Source organism: Stutzerimonas tianxiuensis, assembly GCF_053470365.1.
This window is the reverse complement of the sequence record NZ_JBPVWS010000013.1, coordinates 1-24,402: the sequence shown is the minus strand read 5'-3', so window position 1 is coordinate 24,402 and position 24,402 is coordinate 1. Positions and strand designations below refer to the sequence as shown.

21 protein-coding genes are annotated in these 24,402 nt (G+C 61.0%); 18 read left to right on the top strand and 3 right to left on the bottom strand.

Annotation, left to right across the window (positions count from 1 at the left end):
- Positions 1–18: 18 nt before the first annotated feature.
- Positions 19–1,338 (top strand): PQQ-dependent sugar dehydrogenase, encoded by a 1,320-nt coding sequence (locus ACSSNI_RS16320; RefSeq protein ID WP_200638515.1) that lies wholly within the window; start codon positions 19–21, stop codon positions 1,336–1,338.
- Positions 1,339–1,384: 46 nt separating this feature from the next.
- On the opposite strand, the gene sfsA is transcribed toward ACSSNI_RS16320, so the two are convergent.
- Together sfsA and ACSSNI_RS16310 are read right to left on the bottom strand one after the other, a co-directional pair.
- Complete coding sequence (gene sfsA / locus ACSSNI_RS16315) at positions 1,385–2,092, bottom strand: DNA/RNA nuclease SfsA (RefSeq protein WP_200638514.1); 708 nt, start codon at positions 2,090–2,092, stop codon at positions 1,385–1,387.
- The gene (locus ACSSNI_RS16310; protein ID WP_200638513.1) at positions 2,092–3,264 is read right to left on the bottom strand and encodes a pyridoxal phosphate-dependent aminotransferase; all 1,173 of its coding nucleotides are present in this window, start codon (positions 3,262–3,264) and stop codon (positions 2,092–2,094) included. Before ACSSNI_RS16310 ends, sfsA begins: the two co-directional genes overlap by 1 nt.
- Before the next feature lie 193 nt (positions 3,265–3,457).
- Between ACSSNI_RS16310 and dksA the strand changes: the two genes are divergently transcribed.
- The 17 genes from dksA (at position 3,458) to ACSSNI_RS16225 (ending at position 23,650) form a co-directional block, all read left to right on the top strand.
- Positions 3,458–3,901, top strand: a complete 444-nt coding sequence (gene dksA / locus ACSSNI_RS16305) for an RNA polymerase-binding protein DksA (protein WP_064481641.1) — start codon at positions 3,458–3,460, stop codon at positions 3,899–3,901.
- A gap of 92 nt (positions 3,902–3,993) precedes the next feature.
- The gene (gluQRS, locus tag ACSSNI_RS16300; RefSeq protein WP_200638510.1) at positions 3,994–4,884 is read left to right on the top strand and encodes a tRNA glutamyl-Q(34) synthetase GluQRS; all 891 of its coding nucleotides are present in this window, start codon (positions 3,994–3,996) and stop codon (positions 4,882–4,884) included.
- A gap of 119 nt (positions 4,885–5,003) precedes the next feature.
- Entirely contained in the window at positions 5,004–5,180 is a 177-nt protein-coding gene (locus ACSSNI_RS16295; RefSeq protein ID WP_003095129.1) for a hypothetical protein, read from the top strand.
- A complete protein-coding gene (locus tag ACSSNI_RS16290) occupies positions 5,164–8,118 on the top strand; it encodes a sensor histidine kinase (protein WP_200638508.1) in 2,955 nt (984 codons plus the stop codon). Before ACSSNI_RS16295 ends, ACSSNI_RS16290 begins: the two co-directional genes overlap by 17 nt.
- A 207-nt stretch (positions 8,119–8,325) precedes the next feature.
- The gene (locus ACSSNI_RS16285; RefSeq protein ID WP_200638506.1) at positions 8,326–9,750 is read left to right on the top strand and encodes a sigma-54-dependent transcriptional regulator; all 1,425 of its coding nucleotides are present in this window, start codon (positions 8,326–8,328) and stop codon (positions 9,748–9,750) included.
- A gap of 657 nt (positions 9,751–10,407) precedes the next feature.
- The gene (locus ACSSNI_RS16280) at positions 10,408–11,805 is read left to right on the top strand and encodes a polynucleotide adenylyltransferase PcnB (RefSeq protein ID WP_200638504.1); all 1,398 of its coding nucleotides are present in this window, start codon (positions 10,408–10,410) and stop codon (positions 11,803–11,805) included.
- Positions 11,806–12,300 carry a 2-amino-4-hydroxy-6-hydroxymethyldihydropteridine diphosphokinase gene (gene folK, locus ACSSNI_RS16275; protein WP_148926744.1) on the top strand — a complete coding sequence of 165 codons (495 nt, stop codon included), beginning with the start codon at positions 11,806–11,808 and terminating at the stop codon, positions 12,298–12,300.
- Between the two features lie 161 nt (positions 12,301–12,461).
- Entirely contained in the window at positions 12,462–13,262 is an 801-nt protein-coding gene (panB, locus tag ACSSNI_RS16270) for a 3-methyl-2-oxobutanoate hydroxymethyltransferase (protein ID WP_200638502.1), read from the top strand.
- A complete protein-coding gene (gene panC / locus ACSSNI_RS16265) occupies positions 13,259–14,122 on the top strand; it encodes a pantoate--beta-alanine ligase (protein WP_200638500.1) in 864 nt (287 codons plus the stop codon). The genes panB and panC overlap by 4 nt, the downstream gene beginning before the upstream one ends.
- A 101-nt stretch (positions 14,123–14,223) precedes the next feature.
- Positions 14,224–14,604 carry an aspartate 1-decarboxylase gene (panD, locus tag ACSSNI_RS16260; RefSeq protein ID WP_019342093.1) on the top strand — a complete coding sequence of 127 codons (381 nt, stop codon included), beginning with the start codon at positions 14,224–14,226 and terminating at the stop codon, positions 14,602–14,604.
- Positions 14,605–14,937: 333 nt separating this feature from the next.
- A complete protein-coding gene (gene pgi / locus ACSSNI_RS16255; RefSeq protein ID WP_102835608.1) occupies positions 14,938–16,602 on the top strand; it encodes a glucose-6-phosphate isomerase in 1,665 nt (554 codons plus the stop codon).
- Positions 16,603–16,760: 158 nt separating this feature from the next.
- A complete protein-coding gene (locus ACSSNI_RS16250; RefSeq protein ID WP_200639753.1) occupies positions 16,761–17,636 on the top strand; it encodes an oxygenase MpaB family protein in 876 nt (291 codons plus the stop codon).
- Positions 17,637–17,729: 93 nt separating this feature from the next.
- On the top strand, positions 17,730–18,908 hold the full coding sequence (locus ACSSNI_RS16245; protein WP_102835606.1) for an acetyl-CoA C-acetyltransferase: 1,179 nt from the start codon (positions 17,730–17,732) through the stop codon (positions 18,906–18,908).
- 74 nt (positions 18,909–18,982) lie between these two features.
- Positions 18,983–19,999 (top strand): class I SAM-dependent rRNA methyltransferase, encoded by a 1,017-nt coding sequence (locus tag ACSSNI_RS16240; RefSeq protein WP_200638498.1) that lies wholly within the window; start codon positions 18,983–18,985, stop codon positions 19,997–19,999.
- Between the two features lie 82 nt (positions 20,000–20,081).
- Positions 20,082–23,021: a DUF748 domain-containing protein gene (locus ACSSNI_RS16235; RefSeq protein WP_200638496.1), complete on the top strand. Its 2,940-nt coding sequence runs from the start codon at positions 20,082–20,084 to the stop codon at positions 23,019–23,021.
- A gap of 53 nt (positions 23,022–23,074) precedes the next feature.
- Entirely contained in the window at positions 23,075–23,329 is a 255-nt protein-coding gene (locus ACSSNI_RS16230; protein WP_234484528.1) for a DUF2845 domain-containing protein, read from the top strand.
- Between the two features lie 15 nt (positions 23,330–23,344).
- Positions 23,345–23,650, top strand: coding sequence for a DUF2845 domain-containing protein (locus tag ACSSNI_RS16225; RefSeq protein ID WP_200638493.1), 306 nt, complete (start codon positions 23,345–23,347; stop codon positions 23,648–23,650).
- A 52-nt stretch (positions 23,651–23,702) separates the two neighbouring features.
- On the opposite strand, the gene ACSSNI_RS16220 is transcribed toward ACSSNI_RS16225, so the two are convergent.
- Positions 23,703–24,098 carry a BON domain-containing protein gene (locus tag ACSSNI_RS16220; RefSeq protein WP_448259659.1) on the bottom strand — a complete coding sequence of 132 codons (396 nt, stop codon included), beginning with the start codon at positions 24,096–24,098 and terminating at the stop codon, positions 23,703–23,705.
- Positions 24,099–24,402: the final 304 nt, after the last annotated feature.

Below are 24,402 nucleotides of genomic sequence, written 5' to 3'. Positions count from 1 at the left end.
TTCCTTCAGGAGTAGATCATGCATAACCGTTACGCTTACCTGACCACCGGGGCGCTTATGCTTGGCCTGGCCGGCTGCGGCGATACCGCCACACTGCCAGTCGAAGCCGGCTACGGACCGGACCCAGCGCTGCCCGCGCCAAACAAGACGCTGATCCCGACTGTCAACATCGCCGAAGCCACCGGATGGCCTGAGGGCCGCACTCCGCAAGCGGCCGCCGGATTGCAGGTTCGAGCATTCGCCGACAATCTCGACCACCCGCGCTGGCTCTACGTGCTGCCCAATGGTGACGTGCTCGTGGCCGAAAGCAATGCGCCCGCAAAACCGGAGGACGGCCAGGGCATTCGTGGCTGGATCATGAAAAAGGTCATGGCGCGAGCAGGCTCCGGCGGTGAGAGCGCCGACCGTATTACGCTGCTGCGTGACCGCGATGGTGACGGCACGCTCGAAGACCGCTCGGTATTTCTCGAGGGATTGCACTCACCGTTCGGCATGGCGCTCATAGGCGATCAGCTGTATGTCGCCAACACGGATGCTCTGGTGCGCTTCCCCTATAAACAAGGTGCTACCCGCATCGACTCGGCGGGTGAGAAAGTCGTCGACCTGCCCGCAGGGCCGATCAATCATCACTGGACCAAGAACGTCATCGCCAGCCCGGACGGATCACGGCTGTACGTCACCAGCGGCTCCAACAGCAATGTTGCCGAGAACGGCATGGAAGCGGAAGAAAACCGCGCGGCCATTCTCGAAGTTGACCCGCAGAACAAAACGCTGCGGCTGTTCGCCTCCGGCCTGCGCAACCCCAATGGCCTGGCGTGGCAACCCGACAGCGGCAAGCTGTGGACCACGGTGAATGAGCGCGACGAAATCGGCAGCGACCTGGTGCCGGATTACATGACCTCTGTACAGGACGGTGGCTTCTACGGCTGGCCCTACAGCTATTACGGTCAGCACGTCGACGAGCGGGTCAAGCCGCAACGCCCAGATCTGGTGGCCAAAGCCATCGTGCCCGACTATGCGCTTGGCGCACACACAGCCTCTCTCGGCCTGACCTTCTATGAAGGGTCGCTGCTGCCGGAGCACTACCGACACGGTGCTTTCATCGGCCAGCATGGTTCATGGAACCGCAAGCCGCGCAGTGGCTATAAAGTGGTTTTCGTACCTTTCAACAATGGCGAGCCGGACGGCACTGCCCAAGACGTGCTGACCGGCTTTCTCAACGAGGATGAGCAGGCCATGGGTCGCCCGGTAGGCGTGGCAGTGGACAAGGCCGGCGCGCTGTTGGTGGCCGATGACGTCGGTAACGTGATCTGGCGGGTAACACCGAGCCGCCGGTAAAGGGTGCGAATCGCGACCGGGGCCCTGCCGGTCGCGCCAAGCCTGGTCAGAGAATAACCGGCAACGGACGTACCAGCCGGATCTCTTCCGGTGACAGTTCGACGCCATAGGCCAGCACTTCGACGCCCGCCTCCACAGCATCCCGCAGCGCGGCGGCGTAGCGCGGGTCGATCTCGCCAGCAGGGCGCACGACCTCGATACCAGTGAGGTTGACGCAATACAGTTGTACTGCCCGTAGGCCCTGACGTGCCAGCACCGCCAGTTCGCGCAAATGACGAGCGCCGCGGTCCGTCACCGCATCGGGAAAGGCCGCAACAGCCGTATCAGCGAACCCCAGGGTCACGCTTTTGACTTCAACGAACGCCGGCCCGGTGGGATAGTCGAGCCGAAAGTCCACGCGGCTGTTTTCGAGCCCGTAGGCCACCTCCCGCTTGAGCGCGGTGAAACCGTTCAATTCCCCAATCACGCCTGCCAGCAGGGCTTCCTCGACCAGTCGATTGGCGCGTGCCGTGTTGACGCAGGCGAGGCGCCCCTGCGGCGTTTCCACCAGTTCCCAGGTCCCCGGCAGCTTACGCTTGGGATCGCTGTTGCGCTGGAACCAGACGCGCGCGCCCTCGCCCATGCAATTGAGCATCGAGCCGGTGTTCGGGCAATGAATGCACAGCTCGTCACCCGCATCGGTGACCACATCGGCAAGGAAACGCTTGTAGCGCCGAATCAGGCGTCCCTGCTCGAGCGGTGTCGAGAACTGCATCAGCCTCTCCAGCTCTGCAAACCACGGGCAATGCGTTCCACCGCCTGCTCCAGCCGCGGCAGATCCTGGGTATAGGCGAAACGCACATGGTGACCGGCCTGGTGCCGTCCGAAATCCAGCCCGGGCGTGATGGCGACAAATTCGATTTCCAGCATGTGCTGGCAGAAGGCATAGGCATCACCGCCGAAGGCGCTGATATCGGCGTATAGATAAAAAGCGCCTTCCGGCTCCACCGCGATACCGAAGCCCAGTTCGCGCAACGCCGGTAGCAGGAAATCGCGACGCTTGGCGAATTCGCGGCGACGCGCCTCGAGGATCTCGAGCGTGGCCGGCTCGAAACAGGCCAGAGCGGCATGCTGCGCCATGGTCGGCGCACTGATGTAGAGGTTCTGCGCGAGCTTTTCCAGTTCGCTCACCGCCTGAGGTGGCGCGATCAGCCAGCCGAGGCGCCAGCCGGTCATGCCGAAGTACTTGGAAAAGCTGTTGAGCACAAAGGCCGAGTCGTCGACTTCCAGCACACTGGCCGCATCGGTGCCATAGGTGAGGCCGTGGTAGATCTCGTCCACTACAAGATGCCCGCCACGCGACTTCAGCGCAGCGGACAACGCCGCCAGCTCGTCACGGGTCAGCAGGGTGCCGGTGGGGTTGGCCGGCGAGGCCACCAGGGCGCCAACGCTGTCCTTGTCCCAGTATCGCTCGACCAGATGCGGCGTCAGCTGATAACGCACGTCCGCCCCCACCGGCACCAGCTGCGCGGCACCTTCGATCAGGCGCAGGAAGTGCCGGTTGCACGGGTAGCCGGGATCCGCCAACAGCCAATGCTTGCCTGGATCGACCAGCAGACTGCTGGCCAGAAGAAGCGCACCGGATCCGCCGGGAGTAATCAGCACGCGTTCGGGGTCAATAGACAGTTGATAGCGCTGCTCGTAGAAACCGGCAATCGCCTCGCGCAACTGCGGCAGCCCTCGGGCAGCGGTGTAGCGGGTATGACCAGCAGCGAGGGCAGCCTGACCGGCCGCTACAATGGGCGCGGCGGTGGTGAAGTCCGGCTCTCCGATTTCCAGGTGAATGACATCATGTCCAGACGCCTGTAATTGATTGGCCCGGGCCAGCAATGCCATGACGTGAAAGGGTTCGATTGCACGGCTACGCGCGCTATATGACGAGGTCATCTGACCTTCCTGACGAGTACAAAACGTGAATTCTACCGAAGGTCCCCCTGACACCGCAGCCACCGTGATATTCGGGAGTAGCGCACCCCGATACGATCTGGTAAGTTCGCCCGCTTGCAGCCGCAGGGCCGGCACGGGCCGGCAGAGGGATTTCACTATCCTGCGCAATGGACATAGCGAGAGGCGTTCATCCATGCCCATTACTAAGACGACACCCAGCAACCAACTGATCCGCGCCTTCGTTCCCTATAAGGAGTCCAAGGGCGAGGAATACATGAGCGATGACATGCGCGCTCATTTCACCGGCATCCTCAACAAGTGGAAGCTGGAGCTGATGGAAGAAGTCGACCGCACCGTGCATCACATGCAGGACGAAGCGGCCAACTTCCCCGATCCGGCCGACCGCGCCAGCCAGGAAGAAGAGTTCAGCCTGGAACTTCGTGCCCGTGACCGCGAGCGCAAGCTGATCAAGAAGATCGACGAGACGCTGCAGCTGATCGAAGACAACGAGTACGGCTGGTGCGATTCCTGCGGCGTCGAAATCGGTATCCGTCGCCTGGAAGCCCGCCCCACCGCCACGCTGTGCATTGATTGCAAGACGCTGGCGGAGATCAAGGAAAAGCAGATCGGTTCCTGATCCCGAACGGGGCGCTACGGCGCCCCGCTTCATTTGCGCCCTCCCGCGCCCTTGCTTCATCCCGCCTCGACGCCCTTTATCCGAGCCGGCTCATGTCCACACCCTCTCCTTATATAGGCCGCTTCGCGCCGACCCCCAGTGGTTACCTGCACTTCGGCTCGCTGATTGCCGCCCTCGCTTCCTATCTCGACGCCCGTGCCGTGGGTGGTCGTTGGCTGTTGCGCATGGAGGACCTCGATCCGCCGCGTGAAATGCCAGGCGCTCAGTCTGCGATTCTCCGGGCGCTGGAAGCCTACGGGTTTCAGTGGGACGGAGAGATGGTCCGCCAGAGCGACCGGATTGATGTCTATAACACGGTGATCGAGCGGCTCAGGCAGGACGGCCATGCGTATGCCTGCACCTGTTCGCGCAAACAATTGCAGGCGTTCGCCGGACTGTACCCAGGCTTCTGCCGCGAAGCAGGACGCGACACCTACGACGCCGCCATTCGCCTGCGCGTGCCGGACCGAACCTACAGCTTCAACGACCGCGTCCAGGGCCAGTACAGCCAGGACCTGGGCCGTGAAGTTGGCGATTTCGTCATTCGCCGCAGAGACGGGCTGATCGCCTATCAGCTGGCAGTCGTGCTCGACGATGCCTGGCAAGGCATCACCGACGTTGTCCGTGGCGCCGATCTGCTCGACTCCACGCCGCGCCAGCTGTTCCTGCAGGAGCTGCTTGGCCTTTCCCGCCCGCGCTATCTGCACGTGCCGCTGATCATCCAACCGGACGGCCACAAGCTGGGCAAGCGCTACCGCTCGCCGCCACTGGAGCCGGCCGAAGCCACACCGCTGTTGCTGCGTGCGTTGCGCGCGCTCGGCCAAACCACCCCGAGCGAGCTGACCGATGCCCTGCCCGATGAGGTACTTACCTGGGCAATCGCCCACTGGGATGCCGAGCGCATTCCGCGCTGTCGCACCCTTGCCGAGTCGCAGCTGCGCTGAGACTGCATCGTTGCCTTCGGCGTGAGCCAAACCGACCCGCGCCGCTCTTTTCTGCCAGCCTGTGGCCTGCCGCTTGCCGCTTCCTTTACCATCCGCCTACTTTCGACACGAGTTCCAGCATGTATATCTACCGACTGGTGCTGCTCCTGGTGGTGGGGATTTATCTGTTTTCCCCTGCCATCATGGACTGGTGGATTGACCCCAACGGCGCGTGGTACCGGCCTTATCTGTTGTGGCTGATCCTCATCGTGGTGACCTTCATTCTTCAGAGTCAACGCGATGCAGACGAGCTTTAGCCTCAGCCACCTGATTCTGATCAGTGTCGCCTACCTGCTGGTGCTGTTCGGCGTCGCCTGGGTCAGCGAGCGCGGGCTGATCCCGCGCAGCATCATTCGCCACCCGCTCACCTACACGCTGTCTCTCGGCGTATACGCCAGCGCCTGGGCGTTCTATGGCACGGTGGGTCTGGCCTATCAGTACGGGTACGGCTTCCTCGCCACGTACCTGGGGGTGTGCGGCGCATTTCTGCTGGCGCCGGTGCTGCTTTACCCGATACTGCGCATTACCCGGACCTACCAGCTGGCGTCGCTGGCGGACCTGTTCGCCTTCCGCTTCCGTAGCACCTGGAGCGGCGCACTGACCACAGTGGTCATGCTGATTGGCATGTTGCCGCTACTCGCCCTGCAGATTCAGGCCGTCGCCGACGCCATCGGGATTCTCACCCTAGAGCCTCTGCAGGAACGGGTCGCGTTGGGTTACTGCGTGATGATCATGCTGTTCACCATTCTCTTCGGTGCTCGCCATATCGCCACGCGGGAAAAGCACGAAGGGCTGGTGTTCGCCATCGCATTCGAATCGGTGGTCAAGCTGCTGACCTTCGGCGCGATCGGTTTGTATGCACTGTTTGTCGTGTTTGGCGGGCCGCATCAGCTGGAAATCTGGCTGCTGCAGAACCAGTCGGCGCTGCAGGCCCTGCACACGCCGCTGCAGGAAGGCCCGTGGCGCACTCTGCTGCTGGTGTTCTTCGCCTCAGCGATCGTGATGCCGCACATGTATCACATGACCTTTACCGAAAACCTCAACCCGCGCGCCTTGGTCAGTGCCAGCTGGGGCTTGCCACTGTACTTACTGCTGATGAGTCTGGCCGTACCGCTGATTCTCTGGGCCGGACTCAAGCTTGGCGTCAGCACCAATCCCGAATACTTCACCCTCGGCCTCGGTATTACGGCGCAGAGCGAGACACTGACGCTGCTGGCTTTCGTCGGCGGACTTTCGGCCTCCAGCGGGCTGATCATCGTCAGCACCCTGGCCTTGTCGGGCATGGCGCTCAACCACCTGGTACTGCCGCTCTACCAGCCGCCCACCGAAGGCAACATCTACCGCTGGTTGAAATGGACCCGGCGCAGCCTGATCCTCGCCATCATCATGGCCGGCTACGGCTTCTATTTGTTACTCGGTGCGGAACAGGACCTGTCGAACCTCGGCATCGTCGCTTTTGTGGCGACCCTGCAGTTTCTGCCTGGTGTGCTGTCGGTGCTGTATTGGCCGACCGCCAATCGCCGGGGCTACATCGTAGGGCTGCTGGCCGGCATCGCCGTCTGGGTTGTCACCATGCTGCTGCCGCTGGTAGGCAACCTTGATGGTTTCTATATCCCGCTGTTCAACGTGGTCTACGTGCTCGACGACACCAGCTGGCACCTGGCGGCAATCGCCTCGCTGGCGGTCAACGTGCTGGCGTTTTCGCTGTTCTCGTTGTTCACCGAGACCAGCGCCGAGGAGCAAGCCGCCGCCGAAGCCTGTGCAGTGGAAAACGTACGCCGACCGCAACGTCGTGAACTGGCAGCTGCTTCGCCACAGGAGTTCGCCACCCAGCTGGCCAAGCCGCTCGGCGCCAAGACCGCGCAGCGTGAGGTTGAGCAGGCGCTGCGCGATCTGCAGCTGCCTTTCGACGAACATCGCCCCTATGCCTTGCGCCGGCTGCGAGACCGGATCGAGGCAAACCTGTCAGGGCTGATGGGTCCGAGCGTAGCCCAGGACATCGTCGAGAATTTCCTCTCGTACAAGAACGGTGCGGACAGCTACGTCACCGAAGATATCCATTTCATCGAGAGTCGCCTGGAGGATTATCACTCGCGCCTGACCGGCCTGGCCGCCGAGCTCGATGCACTGCGCCGCTATCACCGGCAGACCCTGCAGGAGCTGCCGATGGGCGTCTGCTCGCTGGCCAAGGATCAGGAGATCCTGATGTGGAACAGAGCGCTGGAAGAGCTCACCGAGATTCCCGCGCTGCAGGTGGTGGGCTCGCGCCTGTCGACCATCGCCGAGCCTTGGCAGAGTTTGTTGAGCGACTTCACTCAGCAGCGCGAAGAGCACCTGCATAAACAGCGGCTGCAACTAGACGGCCACAGCCGCTGCCTGAACCTGCACAAGGCCGCGATCGCCGAGCCATTGGCACCGGGCAGCAGCGGGCTGGTATTGCTGATCGAAGACCTCACCGAGACCCAGCAGCTTGAAGATCGGCTGGTCCACTCCGAGCGCCTGGCCAGCATTGGCCGACTGGCGGCCGGGGTCGCCCACGAAATCGGCAACCCGATCACCGGCATCGCCTGCCTGGCGCAGAACCTACGCGAGGAGCGCGAGGCAGACCCGGAGATCATCGAGACCAGCAACCAGATCGTCGAGCAGACCAAGCGGGTCTCGCGCATCGTTCAGTCGCTGATGAGTTTCGCCCACGCTGGCGGCAGACAGCAGGACCGGTACCCGGTAAGCCTGGCCGAGGTGGCTCAAGATGCAATTGCCCTGCTCTCACTCAACCGCCACGGCACCGAGGTGCGCTTTTTCAACCTCTGCGACCCCGGTCATGTGGCCGAGGGAGACCCGCAGCGGCTCGCTCAGGTACTGATCAACCTGCTGTCCAATGCCCGCGACGCATCGGAACCCGGCGGCGCCATTCGAGTACGCAGCGAGGTCTCCGAACAGACCGTCTATCTCATCGTCGAAGACGAAGGCAGCGGCATTCCGCAGTCGATTCAGGATCGACTTTTCGAGCCATTTTTCACCACCAAGGACCCCGGCGAGGGCACAGGGCTGGGCCTCGCACTGGTCTATTCGATCGTGGAAGAGCATTATGGGCAAATCAATATTGATAGCCCGGCCGACCTGGAAACCCAACGCGGCACGCGTTTCCGCATCACCCTGCCGCGTCATGCCGAGGCAACAGATTCCGGTGATTGACCAGGCGACGGCAGTTTTTAGCCAGGTCTCGACCATGAGTGACCCAGCGTATAGCTGGCCCCGCCGCGACCTGGGTGAAGATGACGCTGGCGCCCCGCAGCCGCACCAAGCCGCACCGCGGCGGCTTGCACAGGTTCGTAAACGAGCCCTCTTCAGCGCCGTTTCCAGCCAACGTGTAGCCGCCTTCAGACCGTCGAGAGAGTACTGATGTCCCATATTCTGATCGTCGAAGACGAAACCATTATCCGCTCCGCCCTGCGCCGACTGCTCGAGCGCAACCAATACGAGGTCAGCGAAGCCGGCTCGGTACAGGAAGCTCAGGAGCGCTTCAGCATTCCCTCTTTCGATCTGATCGTCAGCGACCTGCGTCTGCCAGGCGCTCCCGGTACCGAGCTGATCAAGCTGGCCGAAGGCACGCCCGTGCTGATCATGACCAGCTACGCCAGCCTGCGCTCGGCAGTGGACTCGATGAAAATGGGCGCGGTGGACTACATCGCCAAGCCCTTTGATCACGACGAGATGCTGCAAACCGTGGCACGCATTCTTCATGATCGGCAGCAAGCTGCCGCAGCGCCAGCCGAGACATCACGCAACGCCACGCCCGCTGCTGACGCAACGACAGAAGACTCCATCAATGGCGATCTTGGCATCATTGGTCGCTGCGGCCCGATGCAGGACTTGTTCGGCAAGATCCGCAAGGTCGCTCCGACCGACTCCAACGTATTGATCCAAGGCGAATCGGGCACTGGCAAAGAGCTGGTTGCCCGCGCAATGCATAACCTTTCCCGTCGCGCCAAGGCGCCGATGATCTCGGTCAATTGCGCCGCCATTCCGGAAACCCTGATCGAGTCCGAACTCTTCGGCCACGAGAAAGGTGCCTTTACCGGCGCCAGTGCCGGCCGCGCCGGCCTGGTCGAGGCCGCTGATGGCGGCACCCTGTTTCTCGACGAAATCGGAGAGCTGCCGCTGGAGGCACAGGCGCGACTGTTACGCGTACTGCAGGAAGGCGAAATTCGGCGGGTGGGCTCTACCCAGTCGCAAAAAGTCAATGTGCGCCTGGTCGCTGCAACCCACCGTGATCTGAAGACGCTGGCCAAAAACGGGCAATTTCGTGAAGACCTGTACTACCGGCTGCACGTCATCGCATTGAAACTCCCGCCCCTGCGTGAACGCGGCGCCGATGTGCTGGAGATCGCCAAGGCCTTCCTGGCACGCCAGAGCGAGCGCATGGGCAGTGAGGGTTTGCACTTCTCCCGCGAGGCCGAGCAGGCCGTACGGCAGTACGGCTGGCCGGGGAACGTGCGCGAACTGGAGAATGCCATCGAGCGCGCGGCGATTCTCAGTGAGAGTGACGAGATCAGCGCTGAGCTACTGGGTATCGATATCGAGCTCGACCCCCTCGACGACGATTTCGATGAACCCGGCGTTCCGCTCGGTTCCGCTGTCTCGACCAGCAACGAGCCAACCGAGGATCTGTCGCTGGAAGACTATTTTCAGCATTTCGTACTTGAGCACCAGGACCACATGACCGAGACCGAGCTCGCCCGCAAGCTTGGCATCAGCCGCAAGTGCCTGTGGGAGCGTCGCCAGCGACTGGGGATACCACGACGCAAATCGGCCGCCGCTGGGTAGTGCGCTGTTACCGACACTACCAAGACGTAACAAAATGCGGGTTCATCGGTAACGGCCGCCACCGACTCGACAGGCAAAAGCAACCACCCAAAACACCAAGCTATTGATTTTAAAGGATTTTCAAAAACTGGCACGGCGAATGCTTTATATCTAGCACAACAACAATAACAAGCAGACCCACAATAAGAACAAGACGTACCGGCTCTAGCAAAATAAAGACAATAAGGCAGAGGCGTAGCTAACTGATTCTTTTGGAGAGGAAATGCCAAATGGGGTTTTGCCCCACGACCAGGCTGAGAACAACAAAAACTGCATAAGCAGCGCCTGAACTGGTTGGATCGAATGATCAATGGTAAATCAGCGACCAAAGAAATCCGTTTGCTCTTTGCTCCCAACGTAGGAGCCATTCCCGGACGCGATAGCTGAAGGGAACGGGCGAACCAAACAAAAACAACACGCCCGAAATACTAATAACAACAAAGCACGCGACATCATTTAAAGGGGGAGCTTCGGCTCCCCCTCGTGCTTTCTGGCCCTCGCCGTACTTTGACACCTCTCCGCGCTTCGTTCACCATCCCTGCTCCCGGTGCTAGAATCCACGCCTGTTTCGTGGCTATTCACCTCGCCACCTTGTCATTTCGCCACACAGTGCCTCTCATGCTGAAAAAGCTGTTCCAGTCTTTTCGTTTCCCCCTGCGCCGACTACCGCATCCTCGTCGCACCCCCGAAATACTGTCCAGCCGGCAGCATTCGCTGCACCGCAACGATCTCAGCCGACACGCTGTCAGCGTCGTCGAGCGCCTCCAGCATGCCGGCTACGAGGCTTATGTCGTGGGCGGATGCGTCCGCGACCTGCTGCTGGACCTGGAACCCAAGGATTACGATGTAGCGACCAGCGCCACGCCCGAACAGGTGCGCGCCGAATTTCGCAACGCGCGCGTCATTGGCCGCCGTTTCAAGCTGGTCCATGTGCATTTCGGTCGCGAGATCATCGAAGTCGCGACCTTCCGCGCCAACCACCCGGAAGAAGACGATGATGAAGCCAACCATCTGGCTTCGCGCAACGAGAGCGGGCGGATTCTGCGTGACAACATCTACGGCACGCTGGAAGACGATGCGCAGCGCCGCGACTTCACCATCAATGCGCTGTACTACGACCCTTCCTCCGAGCGGATCCTCGACCACACCCATGGTGTGCACGACATACGCAACCGGCTGATACGTCTGATTGGCGACCCAGAGCAGCGTTACCAGGAAGATCCGGTGCGCATGCTGCGAGCAGTCCGCTTCGCCGCCAAGCTGAACTTCGAAATCGAAAAGCACAGCGCCGAGCCGATTGCTGATCTGGCCGAGCTGTTGAACGACGTGCCGTCTGCCCGCCTGTTCGATGAAATCATCAAGCTGTTCCTTAGCGGCAAAGCCGAACGCACTTTCGAATTGCTGCTTGAGTACGACCTGTTCGCACCGCTATTCCCAGCCAGCGCCGATGCACTAGAAGACAACCCCGAGTATGCCGGCACGCTGATCCGCAACGCCCTGATCAATACCGATCTGCGTATTGCCCAGGGCAAGCCCGCCACCCCGGCCTTCCTGTTTGCGGCGCTGCTCTGGCCGGCCTTGCCGGCGCGGGTCGCCGAGGTTCAGTCACGGGGCCTGCCGCCAATCCCGGCCATGCAGGAAGCGGCACATGACCTCATATGGGAACAATGCCAGCGCACCGCTATTCCCAAGCGCTTCACCATGCCCATGCGCGAGATCTGGGACATGCAGGAACGCCTGCCGCGCCGTCAAGGGCGTCGTGCGGACCAGCTCCTGGAGAATCCACGCTTCCGCGCCGGCTATGATTTCCTGCTGCTGCGTGAGAGCGCCGGCGAAGAAACCGATGGCTTGGGTGAATGGTGGACGGACTATCAGGAAGCCAACGAGAGCGAGCGCCGCAACATGATTCGGGGGCTGAGCAACAAGGACGATGGCAGCGGTGCTCCACGCAAACGTCGTCGCAGCAACCGTCGCAAGCGCGGCCCCAACGAAAGCGCACCGGCGTCTGCCGATTAAATGGACCGGGTTTATATCGGCCTGGGGAGCAACCTGGCCGAACCTCGCCATCAGCTGCGTAGCGCCCTCGACGCCCTGACCAGAATCCCCGACACGCAGCTCGCCGCTGTGTCCTCGCTGTATCTCAGCGACCCACTCGGCCCGCCGGATCAGCCGCGTTACCACAATGCCGTGGCTGCGCTGAACACGTCATTGCCACCCCTGGCCCTGCTCGATGCACTCCAAGCCATCGAGCTGGCCCACGGCCGTCAACGCAAAGCCGAACGCTGGGGCCCGCGCACATTGGACCTGGACATCTTGCTGTTCGGTGATCGTCTGATCAGCGATGCGCGCCTGACGGTGCCGCATTATCACATGCATGCCAGAGCCTTCGTTCTCTACCCGCTCGCCGAGATAGCTCCGGACGGTCTGCAGCTCGCCGACGGCCGCTCGCTTGCCGCGCTCGTCGCCAGCTGCCCTTACGAAGGCCTTGAGCGGCTTGGCGAGCCGCTGTAACCCCTGGGTAACAGATGTAACCTGTGGGTAACACTCACGATTGACTTAGTTCGCCGCCATCTGGACTATAAGCGCCCTCTGCCGGCACGCATCGAAACGGGGCAACCCTGACGCTCCGCCTGCAACCGTGATCCCCGAGAGGCTTTAGGAGGACGGCATTCATGCCAGACGTAACCCTGACCACCCTGCAAGGCCTCAAGCAGAAAGGCGAGAAGATCGCCATGCTGACCTGCTATGACGCCACCTTCGCCAAGATTGCCTGCGAGGTCGGTGTCGAGATGCTGCTGATCGGTGACTCCCTGGGGATGGTCCTGCAAGGTCACGACAGCACCCTGCCGGTTTCGGTTGACGAGATGGCGTATCACACGGCCTGTGTCAAACGTGGCAACCGCGGGGCGATGATCGTCGCTGATCTGCCTTTCATGGCCAACGCTACCCTCGAACAGACGCTGAACAACTCAGCGACCTTGATGAAGGCCGGTGCGCACATGATCAAGGTCGAAGGCGCAGCTTGGCTGGCCGAGTCCATTCGCCTGTTGGCCGAGCGCGGCATCCCCGTCTGCGCGCACATGGGGCTTACCCCGCAGGCCGTGAACATCTTCGGCGGTTACAAGGTTCAGGGCCGTCAGGAAGCTCAGGCGCTGCAGATGATTGCTGACGCCAAAGCACTGGAGGATGCCGGGGCGGCGATGCTGCTGCTCGAATGCGTTCCGAGTGAACTGGCCGCACGCATTACCCAGGCGGTAACGGTACCGGTAATCGGTATTGGCGCCGGTAGCGCAACAGATGGTCAGGTACTGGTTCTGCACGACATGCTCGGCCTGTCGCTGACCGGCCGAGCGCCGAAGTTCGTCAAGAACTTCATGCGCGAGCATGGCGACATTCCTAACGCCATCGCCGCCTACGTCCAGGCGGTTAAGTCCGTCGAATTTCCTACCGCCGAACATGGGTTCTCCGCATGAACGTGGTGAAAACTGTTGCCGACCTGCGCGCCGCAGTAACCCGCGCACGAGGCGAAGGCAAGCGCATCGGCTTTGTTCCGACCATGGGCAACCTGCATGCCGGCCACATTGCATTGGTCAAGAAGGCCGGCCAGCGCGCTGACTTCGTGGTTGCCAGCATCTTCGTCAATCCGCTGCAGTTCGGCCCCAACGAAGACCTCGCCAGCTATCCGCGCACGCTGACGACCGACCAGGACAAGCTGTTCGAGGCCGGTTGTCACTTGCTATTCGCGCCCAGCGTCGAGGAGATGTATCCGCACGGTCAGGCGCTGCAGACCATCGTCCGTGTACCAGGCGTGTCCGAGGGACTCTGTGGCGGCAGCCGCCCAGGCCATTTCGACGGTGTCTCTACCGTTGTCAGCAAGCTGTTCAACATGGTGCTACCGGACCTTGCAGTCTTCGGCCAGAAGGATTTCCAACAGCTGGCGGTCATCCGCACCATGGTCCGCGACCTGAACATGCCCGTGCAGATCATCGGCGAGCCCATCGTACGCGCCGAGGACGGCCTGGCGCTGTCCTCACGTAACGGTTACCTCAGCGCTGACGAGCGCAACACCGCCCCGGTGTTGCACCGCACGCTGCAGCAACTGGCCGAAGCCATACGTAACGGTGAGTGCGACTACTCGGCGCTGCTTGCTTCAGGTCATCAGCGCCTGCAGACCTCCGGCCTGCGCCCGGACTACCTTGAAGTTCGCAACGCACTGGATCTCAGCCCGGTCACAGCCGACAGCCGCGAATTGGTGATTCTCGCCGCTGCCTACCTCGGTAAGACCCGGCTGCTGGATAACCTGCTGGTAGACATCTCCCAGAGAGCGTCCTGATACAGCCGACCATCGGCCTAACCCAGCCCGGCCCTCAGCCTTGAACACACCTGAGGGTTCGGGCACACTCTGCGCCGCTTGCGCCCCCGGAGGACCCCGCCATGCACGCCATCATGCTCAAGGCTAAACTGCACCGCGCCCAGGTGACCCACTCGGTTCTGGATTACGAAGGCTCCTGCGCCATAGACGGTGACTGGCTGGACCTCGCCGGCATCCGCGAATACGAGCAGATCCAGATCTACAACGTCGACAACGGCGAGCGCTTCACTACCTATGCCATCCGCGGCGAGGAAGGCTCGAAGATCATTTCCGTCAACGGCGCCGCCGCGCACAAGGCCGGCGTGGGTCATCGAGTGATCATTTGTGCCTACGCGCACTACAGCGAAGCCGAACTGGCCAGCTTCAAGCCACACGTTTTGTATATGGGCGCCGATGGCGATCTCAGTCACACCAGCAACGCAATTCCGGTTCAGGTCGCCTGAATTCGAAGTCAGTTGCTAAAAAGCCCGCATCACCTAAGTGATGCGGGCTTTTTTGTGTGCAAAGGGTTTCCCCCGACCCTATAAATCTGCAATGGTCGTCTTGTCTTGGTCGCTATCGGCAGCCTGTGTGCAACGCTTCGGAACGCCGCGCGTTTTTGCCAGTCAGACCAGTCTCGACGGTGCAGGATGCACCGTCGCCGTTGCGGTCCAATCGCAACGGAACGCGCCTGCCGCATTCAGGACGAATGCCAGCGTGCCAGCATGATCGAATGACTGTCCGAACGAATCGCAGAGCCGCAGACAGTCCGCCAAAGCAAAGGAAGCCGCACAACCATGAGCTACTACCAGCACCCTCTCGATGCCACCGGCTTGCCATCCTGGAAGGCCTTGGAAGAACACCGCCTGGCCATGCAGAACTTCAGCATGCGCGAGGCATTCAAGGCCGATCCGACGCGCTTCGATGACCTGTCGGTTTCCTGCAGCGGCCTGTTTCTTGATTACTCGAAAAACCTGATCACCCCAGAGACCCGCACCCTATTGGTGAACCTGGCGCGCGAGGCCGGCGTCGAGCAGGCGGCCCGCGCCATGTTCGAAGGTGAGCGGATCAACGCCTCGGAAAACCGTCCGGTACTGCACACCGCGCTGCGCCGACCGATGGGCGAGTCGGTGATGGTCGACGGAAAGAACATCATGCGTGACGTGCATGCGGCGCTGGCGCAGATGACCGACATCGTCACCCGGATCCATAACAACCTCTGGCGCGGCTTCAGCGACAAGACCATCACAGACGTGGTGAACATCGGCATCGGCGGCTCGTTTCTCGGCCCGCAGCTGGTCTCCGAAGCGCTACTGCCTTTCACCCAGCATGGCGTGCGCACGCACTACCTGGCGAACATCGACGGCAGTGAATTTCGCGAGGTAACCGACAAGCTGAACGTCGAAACCACGCTGTTCATCATTTCCAGCAAGACTTTCGGCACCCTCGAAACCCTGAAGAACGCCCAGGCTGCGCGCACCTGGTACTTGGGCAAAGGCGGCACCGAGGAAAAGCTCTACCGGCATTTCATCGCGGTCACCAGCAATAAAAAAGCGGCCGTCGAGTTCGGCATCCGCGAGAAGAACATCTTTCCGATGTGGGACTGGGTTGGCGGCCGCTACTCGCTGTGGTCGGCGATCGGCCTGCCCATCGCGCTGGCCATCGGCATGTCCAACTTCAAGGACTTGCTCTCCGGTGCCTACAGCATGGACCAGCACTTCCTCAACGAGCCGTTCGAAACCAACATGCCGATCCTTTTGGCGATGTTGGGCATCTGGTACCACAACTTCTGGGACGCTCAGAGCTACGCCTTCCTGCCCTACGACCACTACCTGCGCAACTTCGTCAAACACCTGCAGCAGATGGACATGGAATCCAACGGCAAGAGCGTGCGCCAGGACGGCACACCGGTATCCTGTAATACCGGCCCGGTGATCTGGGGCGGTGTCGGCTGTAATGGCCAGCATGCCTACCATCAGTTGCTGCACCAGGGCACACCACTGATCCCCGCAGACTTCATCGTGCCTGTGGTCAGCCACAATCCAGTCGCCGATCACCACGAGTGGCTCTACGCCAATTGCCTGTCACAGAGCCAGGCTTTGATGCGCGGCAAGACGCGCGAAGAGGCGGAGGCTGAACTGCGTGCAAAAGGCATGAGCGAAGCCGAGATCGAGCGTCTGGCGCCGCACAAGGTCATTCCGGGCAACCGACCGAGCAACACCGTGGTCATGGAAACCATCAGTCCAGGCCGTCTCGGTGCCCTCATCGCACTCTATGAGCACAAGGTGTTCGTCCAGGGCGTGATCTGGGGAATCAACTCGTTCGACCAGTGGGGCGTGGAGCTCGGCAAGGACCTGGGCAAAACCGTCTACGGCCAGATGACCAGCTTCGATGCGCAGCCCGCCGAGGACGCTTCGACCCAAGGGCTGATCAACTTCTTCCGCGGCCGTCATCGCGGCTGATCGATGCAGAACCGGACAGCGCCTGGTCGCTGTCCGACAACCCTCCCGCCACTTTTCTGATGACTTGCACACGTGCGGTCCTGGATTGATCGGCCAGGCCTGGGTAGCACCTGCGCTTCGGGTAACATTCAAGTTCCCAGTCACTCCAGATGCTGCCTTTGGAAATCATCCGCCGTCATATCGAAACGCAGGTGCTCAGCCTCACCGGACTGGCCATCGGCGGTGTCGACTACGAAAACCCACCCGGTGACCCTGGCCTGTTCGGCCCGGAGTCAGTCTGCTGGCGCGTGCACGGTGACTTCACCTCCATGCTGGTGGGCGGGATCTCTGCCCTGCTGTTGCAAGCCCTGCATCCACTCGCCTTAGCCGGCGTCTGGGACCACTCGAATTTTCGCGACGACTTGCTCGGTCGGCTGCGCCGCACCGGCCAGTTCATCTCGGCGACTACATTTGGCAGTCAGACCGATGCGCAGCGACTGATCGAACGGGTCCGGGCCATTCACCTCAAGGTTACTGGGCATGCACCGGACGGCCGTCCCTATGCTGCGTACGACCCAGACTTACTGACCTGGGTGCACGTTGCCGAAGTCAGCAGCTTTCTCAAGGCGCACCTGCGCTACCTCAACCCCGCATTGCCAGGTCAAGAGCAAGATCGTTACTACAGTGAAGTGGCGCGTATTGCCGAAGCGCTCGGCGCCCGCCATGTGCCGCATTCCCGGCAAGAGATTGACGACTACCTTGAGGCGATCCGCCCACAGCTGCTCTGCGATGAGCGCTCACGGGAGATCGTGCGCATCCTGTTCGACGCCCCTGCTCCGAGTCGCCTGGCCAAGCCGTTTGGCGCGCTGATGATGCGCGCCGGCGTCGACCTGTTGCCGGACTGGGCCAGCGACATGCTTGATCTCAGCCAATCCGACCGCCAAAGACAACTGATCCGAATGGCCGTCAGGCGAACCGCGCCGGTCCTGCGCTGGGCCGTGCGCAGCGGTTCGGTTCACCGGGCGCGCCGCCGCATGGGCCTGCCCATACGCTAGCGTGACCGGCAGGTTCCGCACCTGGAGCCACCTTTCGGCCTGTGCCACCATGAGCGCCCCGCGGAGCCCGCACCTTTCTCGAGGTTCAAGATCATGCAAGACGTCGTTATCGTCGCTGCCACTCGCACCGCTGTCGGCAGCTTTCAGGGCGCCCTGGCCAACATACCTGCCGTCGAACTGGGCGCCGCGGTGATTCGCCAACTCATTCAGCAGAGCGGAATCGATGCCGCGGAGGTCGACGAAGTCATCCTCGGCCAGGTGCTGACCGCAGGTGCGGGACAGAACCCGGCGAGACAGGCTTCGATCGGCGCAGGCCTACCCCATGCGGTACCGTCAATGACTCTGAACAAGGTCTGCGGATCGGGCCTGAAAGCGCTGCACCTGGCTGCACAGGCGATTCGCTGTGGCGATGCTGATGTGGTGATCGCCGGCGGCATGGAAAACATGAGCCTGGCGCCCTATGTCATGCCCGCCGCCCGCACGGGCTTGCGCATGGGCCACGGCAAGCTGGTCGACAGCATGATTCAGGACGGCTTGTGGGACGCCTTCAACGACTACCACATGGGCATTACAGCCGAAAATCTGGTGGAGAAATACGGCATTACGCGCGAGGCCCAGGATGCGTTCGCGGCGTCTTCCCAACAGAAAGCGGTAGCCGCCATTGAAGCCGGACGCCTGCGCGGGGAAATCACCCCGATCGAGATTCCGCAGCGCAAAGGCGAGCCGCTGGTGTTCGACACCGATGAACAACCGCGGGCCGGCACCACCGCAGAGAGCCTGGCCAAGCTCAAACCAGCCTTCAAGAAAGACGGCAGCGTAACGGCGGGTAACGCCTCCAGCCTCAACGACGGTGCAGCAGCGGTGTTGCTGATGAGTGCCGAAAAGGCCAAGGCGCTCGGCCTACCGGTCATGGCTCGCATCGCCAGCTATGCCAACGCTGGCGTCGACCCGGCCATCATGGGCATTGGCCCGGTGTCGGCCACACGCCGCTGCCTGGAAAAGGCAGGTTGGACACTCGACGAACTCGACCTGATAGAAGCCAACGAAGCCTTTGCGGCACAAGCGCTGTCGGTGGGTCAGGAACTGGGCTGGGATGCGAACAAGGTCAACGTCAACGGCGGCGCCATCGCCATCGGCCACCCGATCGGGGCATCTGGCTGCCGCATCCTGGTGACTCTGTTGCATGAAATGATCCGCCGCGACGTCCACAAAGGACTGGCGACGCTTTGCATCGGTGGCGGTCAGGGCGTCGCGCTAGCAATCGAACGCTGACCGACAGGTAGCCCTCCGGCCAAACGCCGGCGATTTCCGCTAAACTGCGCGGCCCTCTTCCCGAGTCGCCGCGCATGTCCTCTCTCGAACAGGCGCTGCGCGCCGCTTACCTCAATCGCGAAGCACTGCTGTCCGAACTGCACCATCAGGCCACCGACTGTTACCGGTTATTCCATGGCAGCCAAGAGGGCGCTCCCGGCCTCACCGTCGACCGTTATGGCCCGCTGCTGCTGGTGCAGAGCTTCCATCAGACGCTCGAACGTGGCGCCCTGCTGGCCCTGCATGAGCAGACCTGCACGAACCTGGGCACACGCCTGTTACTCGCCTACAACGACCGCTCTCAAGGTAACTCGCGTATTGACCGAAGTGACCCGGTCTACCGCGCCGATTCAACTGCGCTGGAAGACCTGATCGGCCATGAGTGGGGCCTGAACTACCGCGTTCGCGCGCGCCATAGCGGTCAGGATCCACTGCTGTTCCTGGACCTGCGCGATGTACGTGGCTGGATCAAGGCCAACAGCGCGGGCAAGTCGGTGCTCAACCTCTTCGCCTATACCTGCGGCGTTGGCCTCAGCGCTGCCGCTGGCGGCGCTCGCGAGGTGTGCAATCTGGACTTCGCCGAAAGCAACCTCGCGGTCGGCCGCGAGAACGGTGCGCTGAACCCTGAGTTGGTCCCGATGCAGTTCATTCAGTCGGATTACTTTCCCGCGATCCGTCAGCTCGCCGACATGCCTATTCCACAGCGGCGCGGCCGTCCTCTGCCGGATTACCCACGCCTTTCACCCAAGCAGTTCGATCTGGTGTTGCTCGACCCACCGGCCTGGTCAAAGAGCGCATTCGGCACAGTCGACCTGCTGCGCGATTACCAGAGTTTGCTCAAACCCGCACTACTTGCAACCGCCGAGAACGGCGTACTGATCTGCTGCAACAACCTGGCAAAGGTCGACCTCGACGACTGGAGAGATCAGGTCCTGCGCTGCGCGACCAAGGCCGGCCGGCCGGTTCGGGACTGTCAGGTGCTGCCACCAGCAGCCGACTTCCCTTCGACCGACGGCAAGCCGCCGCTCAAGGTGCTGATGCTCCAGTTGTGAGGCAATGCGCCCACACTCGCGGGAGGAACCCGCGTGTCATGCCATACTCCAAGGCAGTTCATCGCCTGGAAAGTAGGTCCGCATGCCCAACGGATTGAAGCGCGCGCTCATCGGCCTGATGACCGCCCTGATCGTTTATTGCCTGCTCGGTTTTCTGATCTTGCCCGGAGTGGCGCAGCGCGTCGCAAATCAGCAACTGGCCCAATACGCGACGGTACCGGCTCACCTTGAGCGGATCGAGTTCAACCCGTTCACGCTCGAGCTAAGGCTCCACAAGCTGCACATGGGCGACCCGGACGCCGAGCAACTAGCATTCGAACGGCTATTTCTCGACCTCGAATGGGACAGCCTGTGGAGTCGAACCCTGCACCTTTCGGCTATCGAGCTCATCGGGCCGAATGCCGAAGTTCTGTTTGACCTCGACGGCAAATTGAACCTGACCGAGCTGTTCGAGCTGCCTCGGGCTGAAGCGTTGCCGGAAGAAGACTCTGAGCCCCTTGCCCTGCGTATCGACCGTTTGAAATTGGCCGGAGGCCGGGTGCACTTCGCCGATCAGCGAACCGAAGAGCCGATCGACTTCATCCTCGACTCGTTGGATTTCGAACTGCTTAACTTTGCGACCCGTTCAGCCGACGCGGCTGATGCCGTTCTGGTTGCCAAGGGCCCGGACGGATCACATATCGAATGGAAAGGTCAGCTCAACCTCTCCCCCATCACATCAACCGGCCAGCTTGAAATCGACGGACTGGCGCTGAAGACGTTCTGGCCCTATGTCCGCGACATGGCCCCGCTCGCTCTTAACGAAGGAAAGCTGAGCCTGAAGACGGGCTATCAACTCGACCTCAGCGAAGGCACTTCGCTGCAACTGAGCGACGCGAGCGCTACGCTGGCCTCGCTAAGCATCGATAGTCTGGAAGGGCAGCCACTGCTTCGTCTGGATAGAGCAGAGATTGCCCAAACTTCGCTGGATTTGCAGAAGCGACAAGTGACCCTTGGCCAGGTACGCAGCCAGGCTCTGGAAAGCTGGCTGATCCGTGAGCCTGATGGCCAACTCAATTGGCAGCGCCTTGTGGCAGGCAATGCGGAGCCACAGCCCACCGAAACAACTGACGAACCAACCCACGAAGAGCCTCAGCCAGCGCAAAAAAGCGATGCCCCCAGTCAACCTTGGCGGATCGTTATAGCTGACGCTGAACTGCGTGGTTACCAGCTGCACCTGGCTGACAAAGCTCCTGAGCCAAACGTCGAACTGGAAGTCGGGCCGCTCGATCTGGACGTGCGCAACTTCGACAGCCGCGGCAGCTCTCCAGTGGCGCTAAAACTGAAGACAGAGGTCGGCAAACAAGGCTCGCTGCTTGCCGAAGGGCAACTGACGCTGACGCCGATGCAGGGACGTTTCGACGTGACGCTGGCAGGTATCGACCTGCGCTTGGCGCAGCCTTACCTGTCACCATTCGTTCACCTGGAGCTACGCAGCGGGCTGCTGGCCAGCCAGCTTGGCGTCGAACTAAAGGGCATCGAACCGCTGGCATTTCATATCGGCGGTTCCGCCGAGATCACACAGCTCCATACACTGGACACCATTCAGGACCGGGATCTGGTGAAATGGCAGTCGTTACAGATCAGCGGCCTGGATTACAACTACCCGAGCGAGCTGCAGATCGACAAGCTCGACCTGAACCAGCCGTATGCACGCTTCATCATCAACCCGGACCTGTCGACCAACATCAATGACCTGCTGGTGGACAAGCCCGCTGCTACGCCCAGTCAAGAAGCGGCTACTTCGGAAGTATCAGCATCTCCAGACGAGCCAGACGTGCCCTTCGCATTACGAATCGGCGGGATTCAGATAGCCGACGGTTCGGCCAATTTCGCTGACCTGAGTCTGCGTCCGCCGTTCATCACTGCCATCCAGGATCTTGGCGGCAGCATTGGCACAATCGACAACCGACAACACAACGCTGCCAGCGTTGATATACAGGGCAAGGTTGACCGCTACGCGCCCGTGAGCATCGAGGGCAGCCTGACGCCCTTCGAGCCACTCCAAAGCCTCGACATCACCACCCGTTTCAAACAGGTCGAACTGACGACGCTCTCGCCCTACTCGGCCAAGTTCGCTGGCTACCGCATCCGCAAGGGCCGCTTGAATCTGGACCTGCATTACCGCATCCAGCAAGGGCAGCTGAATGCTGAAAACGAAGTGGTACTGGAGGAATTGCAGCTGGGCGAAAAGGTCGACAGCGAACAGGCCGTCGATCTGCCAATACGCCTTGCTGTGGCGCTGCTGAAGGACAGCAGCGGCACCATTGCGCTGAAGATTCCGGTACAGGGAGATCTCAAGAATCCACAGTTCGATGTAGTGCCTATCATCTGGCAGACGCTGCGCAATCTGGTGGTTAAAGCGGCCAAGTCCCCATTCAAGTTTCTCGGTGGGCTCGTAGGTCGTGACCAGGCTGACCTCAGTCAAATCCTCTTTCCGCCGGGCAGCAGCGAACTGGACAGTGCTGCGCGTAGCAACCTGGATACGCTCGCGAGTGCGCTCAAGGAGCGACCGGTGTTGAGGCTTGAGATCGAAGGTATGAGCGCGCCCGCCGTGGATGGGCCCCTACTGGCCGAACAATGGCTGGAGCGCGAATATCAACAGACCTGGTACAAGGTCTTGCAGCGACGTGGTGACACTGTGCCCGCCGATCCTGCAATGCTTGAAATCAGTGAAGACGAAAAAGCCGCCATGTTGGAAGGCATCTATCGCAGCCGCCTGCAACAGCAGCCGCCCACTGAGTGGCAAAGCCTCGACGAGGACACTCGAGCGCGACAGCTGCGGCAGGCAATCCTTAGCAGCCGAGAGAGCAGCACCGCCCTTCTGCGACGCCTGAGCCGTGCGCGAGCCGCCAGCATAAAGGATTATCTGGTGGACAATACAGGGCTGGCAGCAGACAGAGTTTTCCTGCTCGACACAGGCATTGCCCAAACTCCCCAAGGTAGAGAAGTCCCAACGGTGCTGCATCTGGAGGCGGAATGAAACGGACAGGCAGGCGGCATTGGAAAGTGGGCCTTTCTTTCGCGGTCGGCTTGATGAGTTCAGGAGTTGGCGCGGACACCCTCCGTTGCGGCAGCAGCCTGATCAACACTGGCGACCGTACCTTTGAAGTGGAGCGTAAATGTGGCGAACCAGTCCAGCGTGACCTGGTGGGTTACACCCTGGGCGCACATCAACGCCGCGAGATGATGCGTGAAGAATGGGTTTACGGCCCAGACAATGGCGTATTCAGCATCCTCACATTCGAGGGAGATCGGCTGGTACGGATCGAAACCAGTCGCGCCAACTGAGCTCTGGGAGTCGACATGCGAAAAAGTACCTTGCTTGCCGGGTTTACCCTCACGTTCTTCGCGCTGCAGGTGCAGGCTTCTTCGACATTTCGTTGCGGAAGCAAGCTGGTAAGCCTGAGAGATTCGACAGCTGAAGTCCACACCAAGTGCGGTGAGCCGGCCAATCGTTCATTCACCGGATACAAGGAGCTGGTCGACGAATACGGTTTCCGTCAGGAGGTCCAGATAGAGGAATGGACTTACGGCCCCACCAATGGCATGTACCATTTTTTGCGCTTCGAAGGTAACCGTCTCAGCAACATCGATAGCGAACGAGGCTGATGGATAATAAAAAAACCCGCTGCAAGCAGCGGGTTTTTTATTGCCTAAGCGGTTAGTCCACCGCTTTCAGGCCATCTGCAGAGACGTCTTTGACGCCTTCGATGGTCTTGGCCTTGTCGATGGCCATCTCGCGCTGCGCCTCGGTGGCAACTGTCCCGGACAGAGAGACGACACCATTATTGGTTTCGACTTCGATCTGCACGCCTGGAGTCGAGTCGCCAGCAAGCAGAGCAGATTTGACCTTGGTAGTGATCCAGGTGTCGGACATCGCCTCACCCGCTTCGTCTGCGGTGTGCTCAGCGGCATCCATGGTGTCGCTGGCAGCCAACATCATCGGTTGCGCTTCGTCAAAAGCTGAGGTGGTTTCGGCGAACGCAGCGCCTGCCAGTGGCAAGCTGAACGCAGTTGCAATAGCGGCAGCAGTTATAGAGGTCTGGATCTTGTTCATGAGGCGCACTCCTGTTTCTCATAGTTGCTGCGGCATAGCCCTACCGCAGGTTCACCTTAAAGATCGCAAGCTGCATGCCAAATGGTGAAATATCAAATTCCCTTATTATTCAGATATATAGCGCGGCATAGTGCCGTTAAGCCACTAGCACTCTGCATGTTTCGAGCAAGCGAAGCGTGCAGACTGCAATACCCAGGCTAGCGCAACGATTTGATTACCTTATGCCTGCGATCGAGTAGGAGGCGGATTCACATCCGCCGTCCTCTCACACCACCGTACGTACGGTTCCGTATACGGCGGTTCA

Coding starts and splice junctions, on each gene's coding strand:
- ACSSNI_RS16320 (WP_200638515.1), top strand. CDS start 19: ATGCATAACCGTTACGCTTACCTGACCACCGGGGCGCTTATGCTTGGC.
- sfsA (WP_200638514.1), bottom strand. CDS start 2,092: ATGCAGTTCTCGACACCGCTCGAGCAGGGACGCCTGATTCGGCGCTAC.
- ACSSNI_RS16310 (WP_200638513.1), bottom strand. CDS start 3,264: ATGACCTCGTCATATAGCGCGCGTAGCCGTGCAATCGAACCCTTTCAC.
- dksA (WP_064481641.1), top strand. CDS start 3,458: ATGCCCATTACTAAGACGACACCCAGCAACCAACTGATCCGCGCCTTC.
- gluQRS (WP_200638510.1), top strand. CDS start 3,994: ATGTCCACACCCTCTCCTTATATAGGCCGCTTCGCGCCGACCCCCAGT.
- ACSSNI_RS16295 (WP_003095129.1), top strand. CDS start 5,004: ATGTATATCTACCGACTGGTGCTGCTCCTGGTGGTGGGGATTTATCTG.
- ACSSNI_RS16290 (WP_200638508.1), top strand. CDS start 5,164: ATGCAGACGAGCTTTAGCCTCAGCCACCTGATTCTGATCAGTGTCGCC.
- ACSSNI_RS16285 (WP_200638506.1), top strand. CDS start 8,326: ATGTCCCATATTCTGATCGTCGAAGACGAAACCATTATCCGCTCCGCC.
- ACSSNI_RS16280 (WP_200638504.1), top strand. CDS start 10,408: ATGCTGAAAAAGCTGTTCCAGTCTTTTCGTTTCCCCCTGCGCCGACTA.
- folK (WP_148926744.1), top strand. CDS start 11,806: ATGGACCGGGTTTATATCGGCCTGGGGAGCAACCTGGCCGAACCTCGC.
- panB (WP_200638502.1), top strand. CDS start 12,462: ATGCCAGACGTAACCCTGACCACCCTGCAAGGCCTCAAGCAGAAAGGC.
- panC (WP_200638500.1), top strand. CDS start 13,259: ATGAACGTGGTGAAAACTGTTGCCGACCTGCGCGCCGCAGTAACCCGC.
- panD (WP_019342093.1), top strand. CDS start 14,224: ATGCACGCCATCATGCTCAAGGCTAAACTGCACCGCGCCCAGGTGACC.
- pgi (WP_102835608.1), top strand. CDS start 14,938: ATGAGCTACTACCAGCACCCTCTCGATGCCACCGGCTTGCCATCCTGG.
- ACSSNI_RS16245 (WP_102835606.1), top strand. CDS start 17,730: ATGCAAGACGTCGTTATCGTCGCTGCCACTCGCACCGCTGTCGGCAGC.
- ACSSNI_RS16240 (WP_200638498.1), top strand. CDS start 18,983: ATGTCCTCTCTCGAACAGGCGCTGCGCGCCGCTTACCTCAATCGCGAA.
- ACSSNI_RS16235 (WP_200638496.1), top strand. CDS start 20,082: ATGCCCAACGGATTGAAGCGCGCGCTCATCGGCCTGATGACCGCCCTG.
- ACSSNI_RS16230 (WP_234484528.1), top strand. CDS start 23,075: ATGAGTTCAGGAGTTGGCGCGGACACCCTCCGTTGCGGCAGCAGCCTG.
- ACSSNI_RS16225 (WP_200638493.1), top strand. CDS start 23,345: ATGCGAAAAAGTACCTTGCTTGCCGGGTTTACCCTCACGTTCTTCGCG.
- ACSSNI_RS16220 (WP_448259659.1), bottom strand. CDS start 24,098: ATGAACAAGATCCAGACCTCTATAACTGCTGCCGCTATTGCAACTGCG.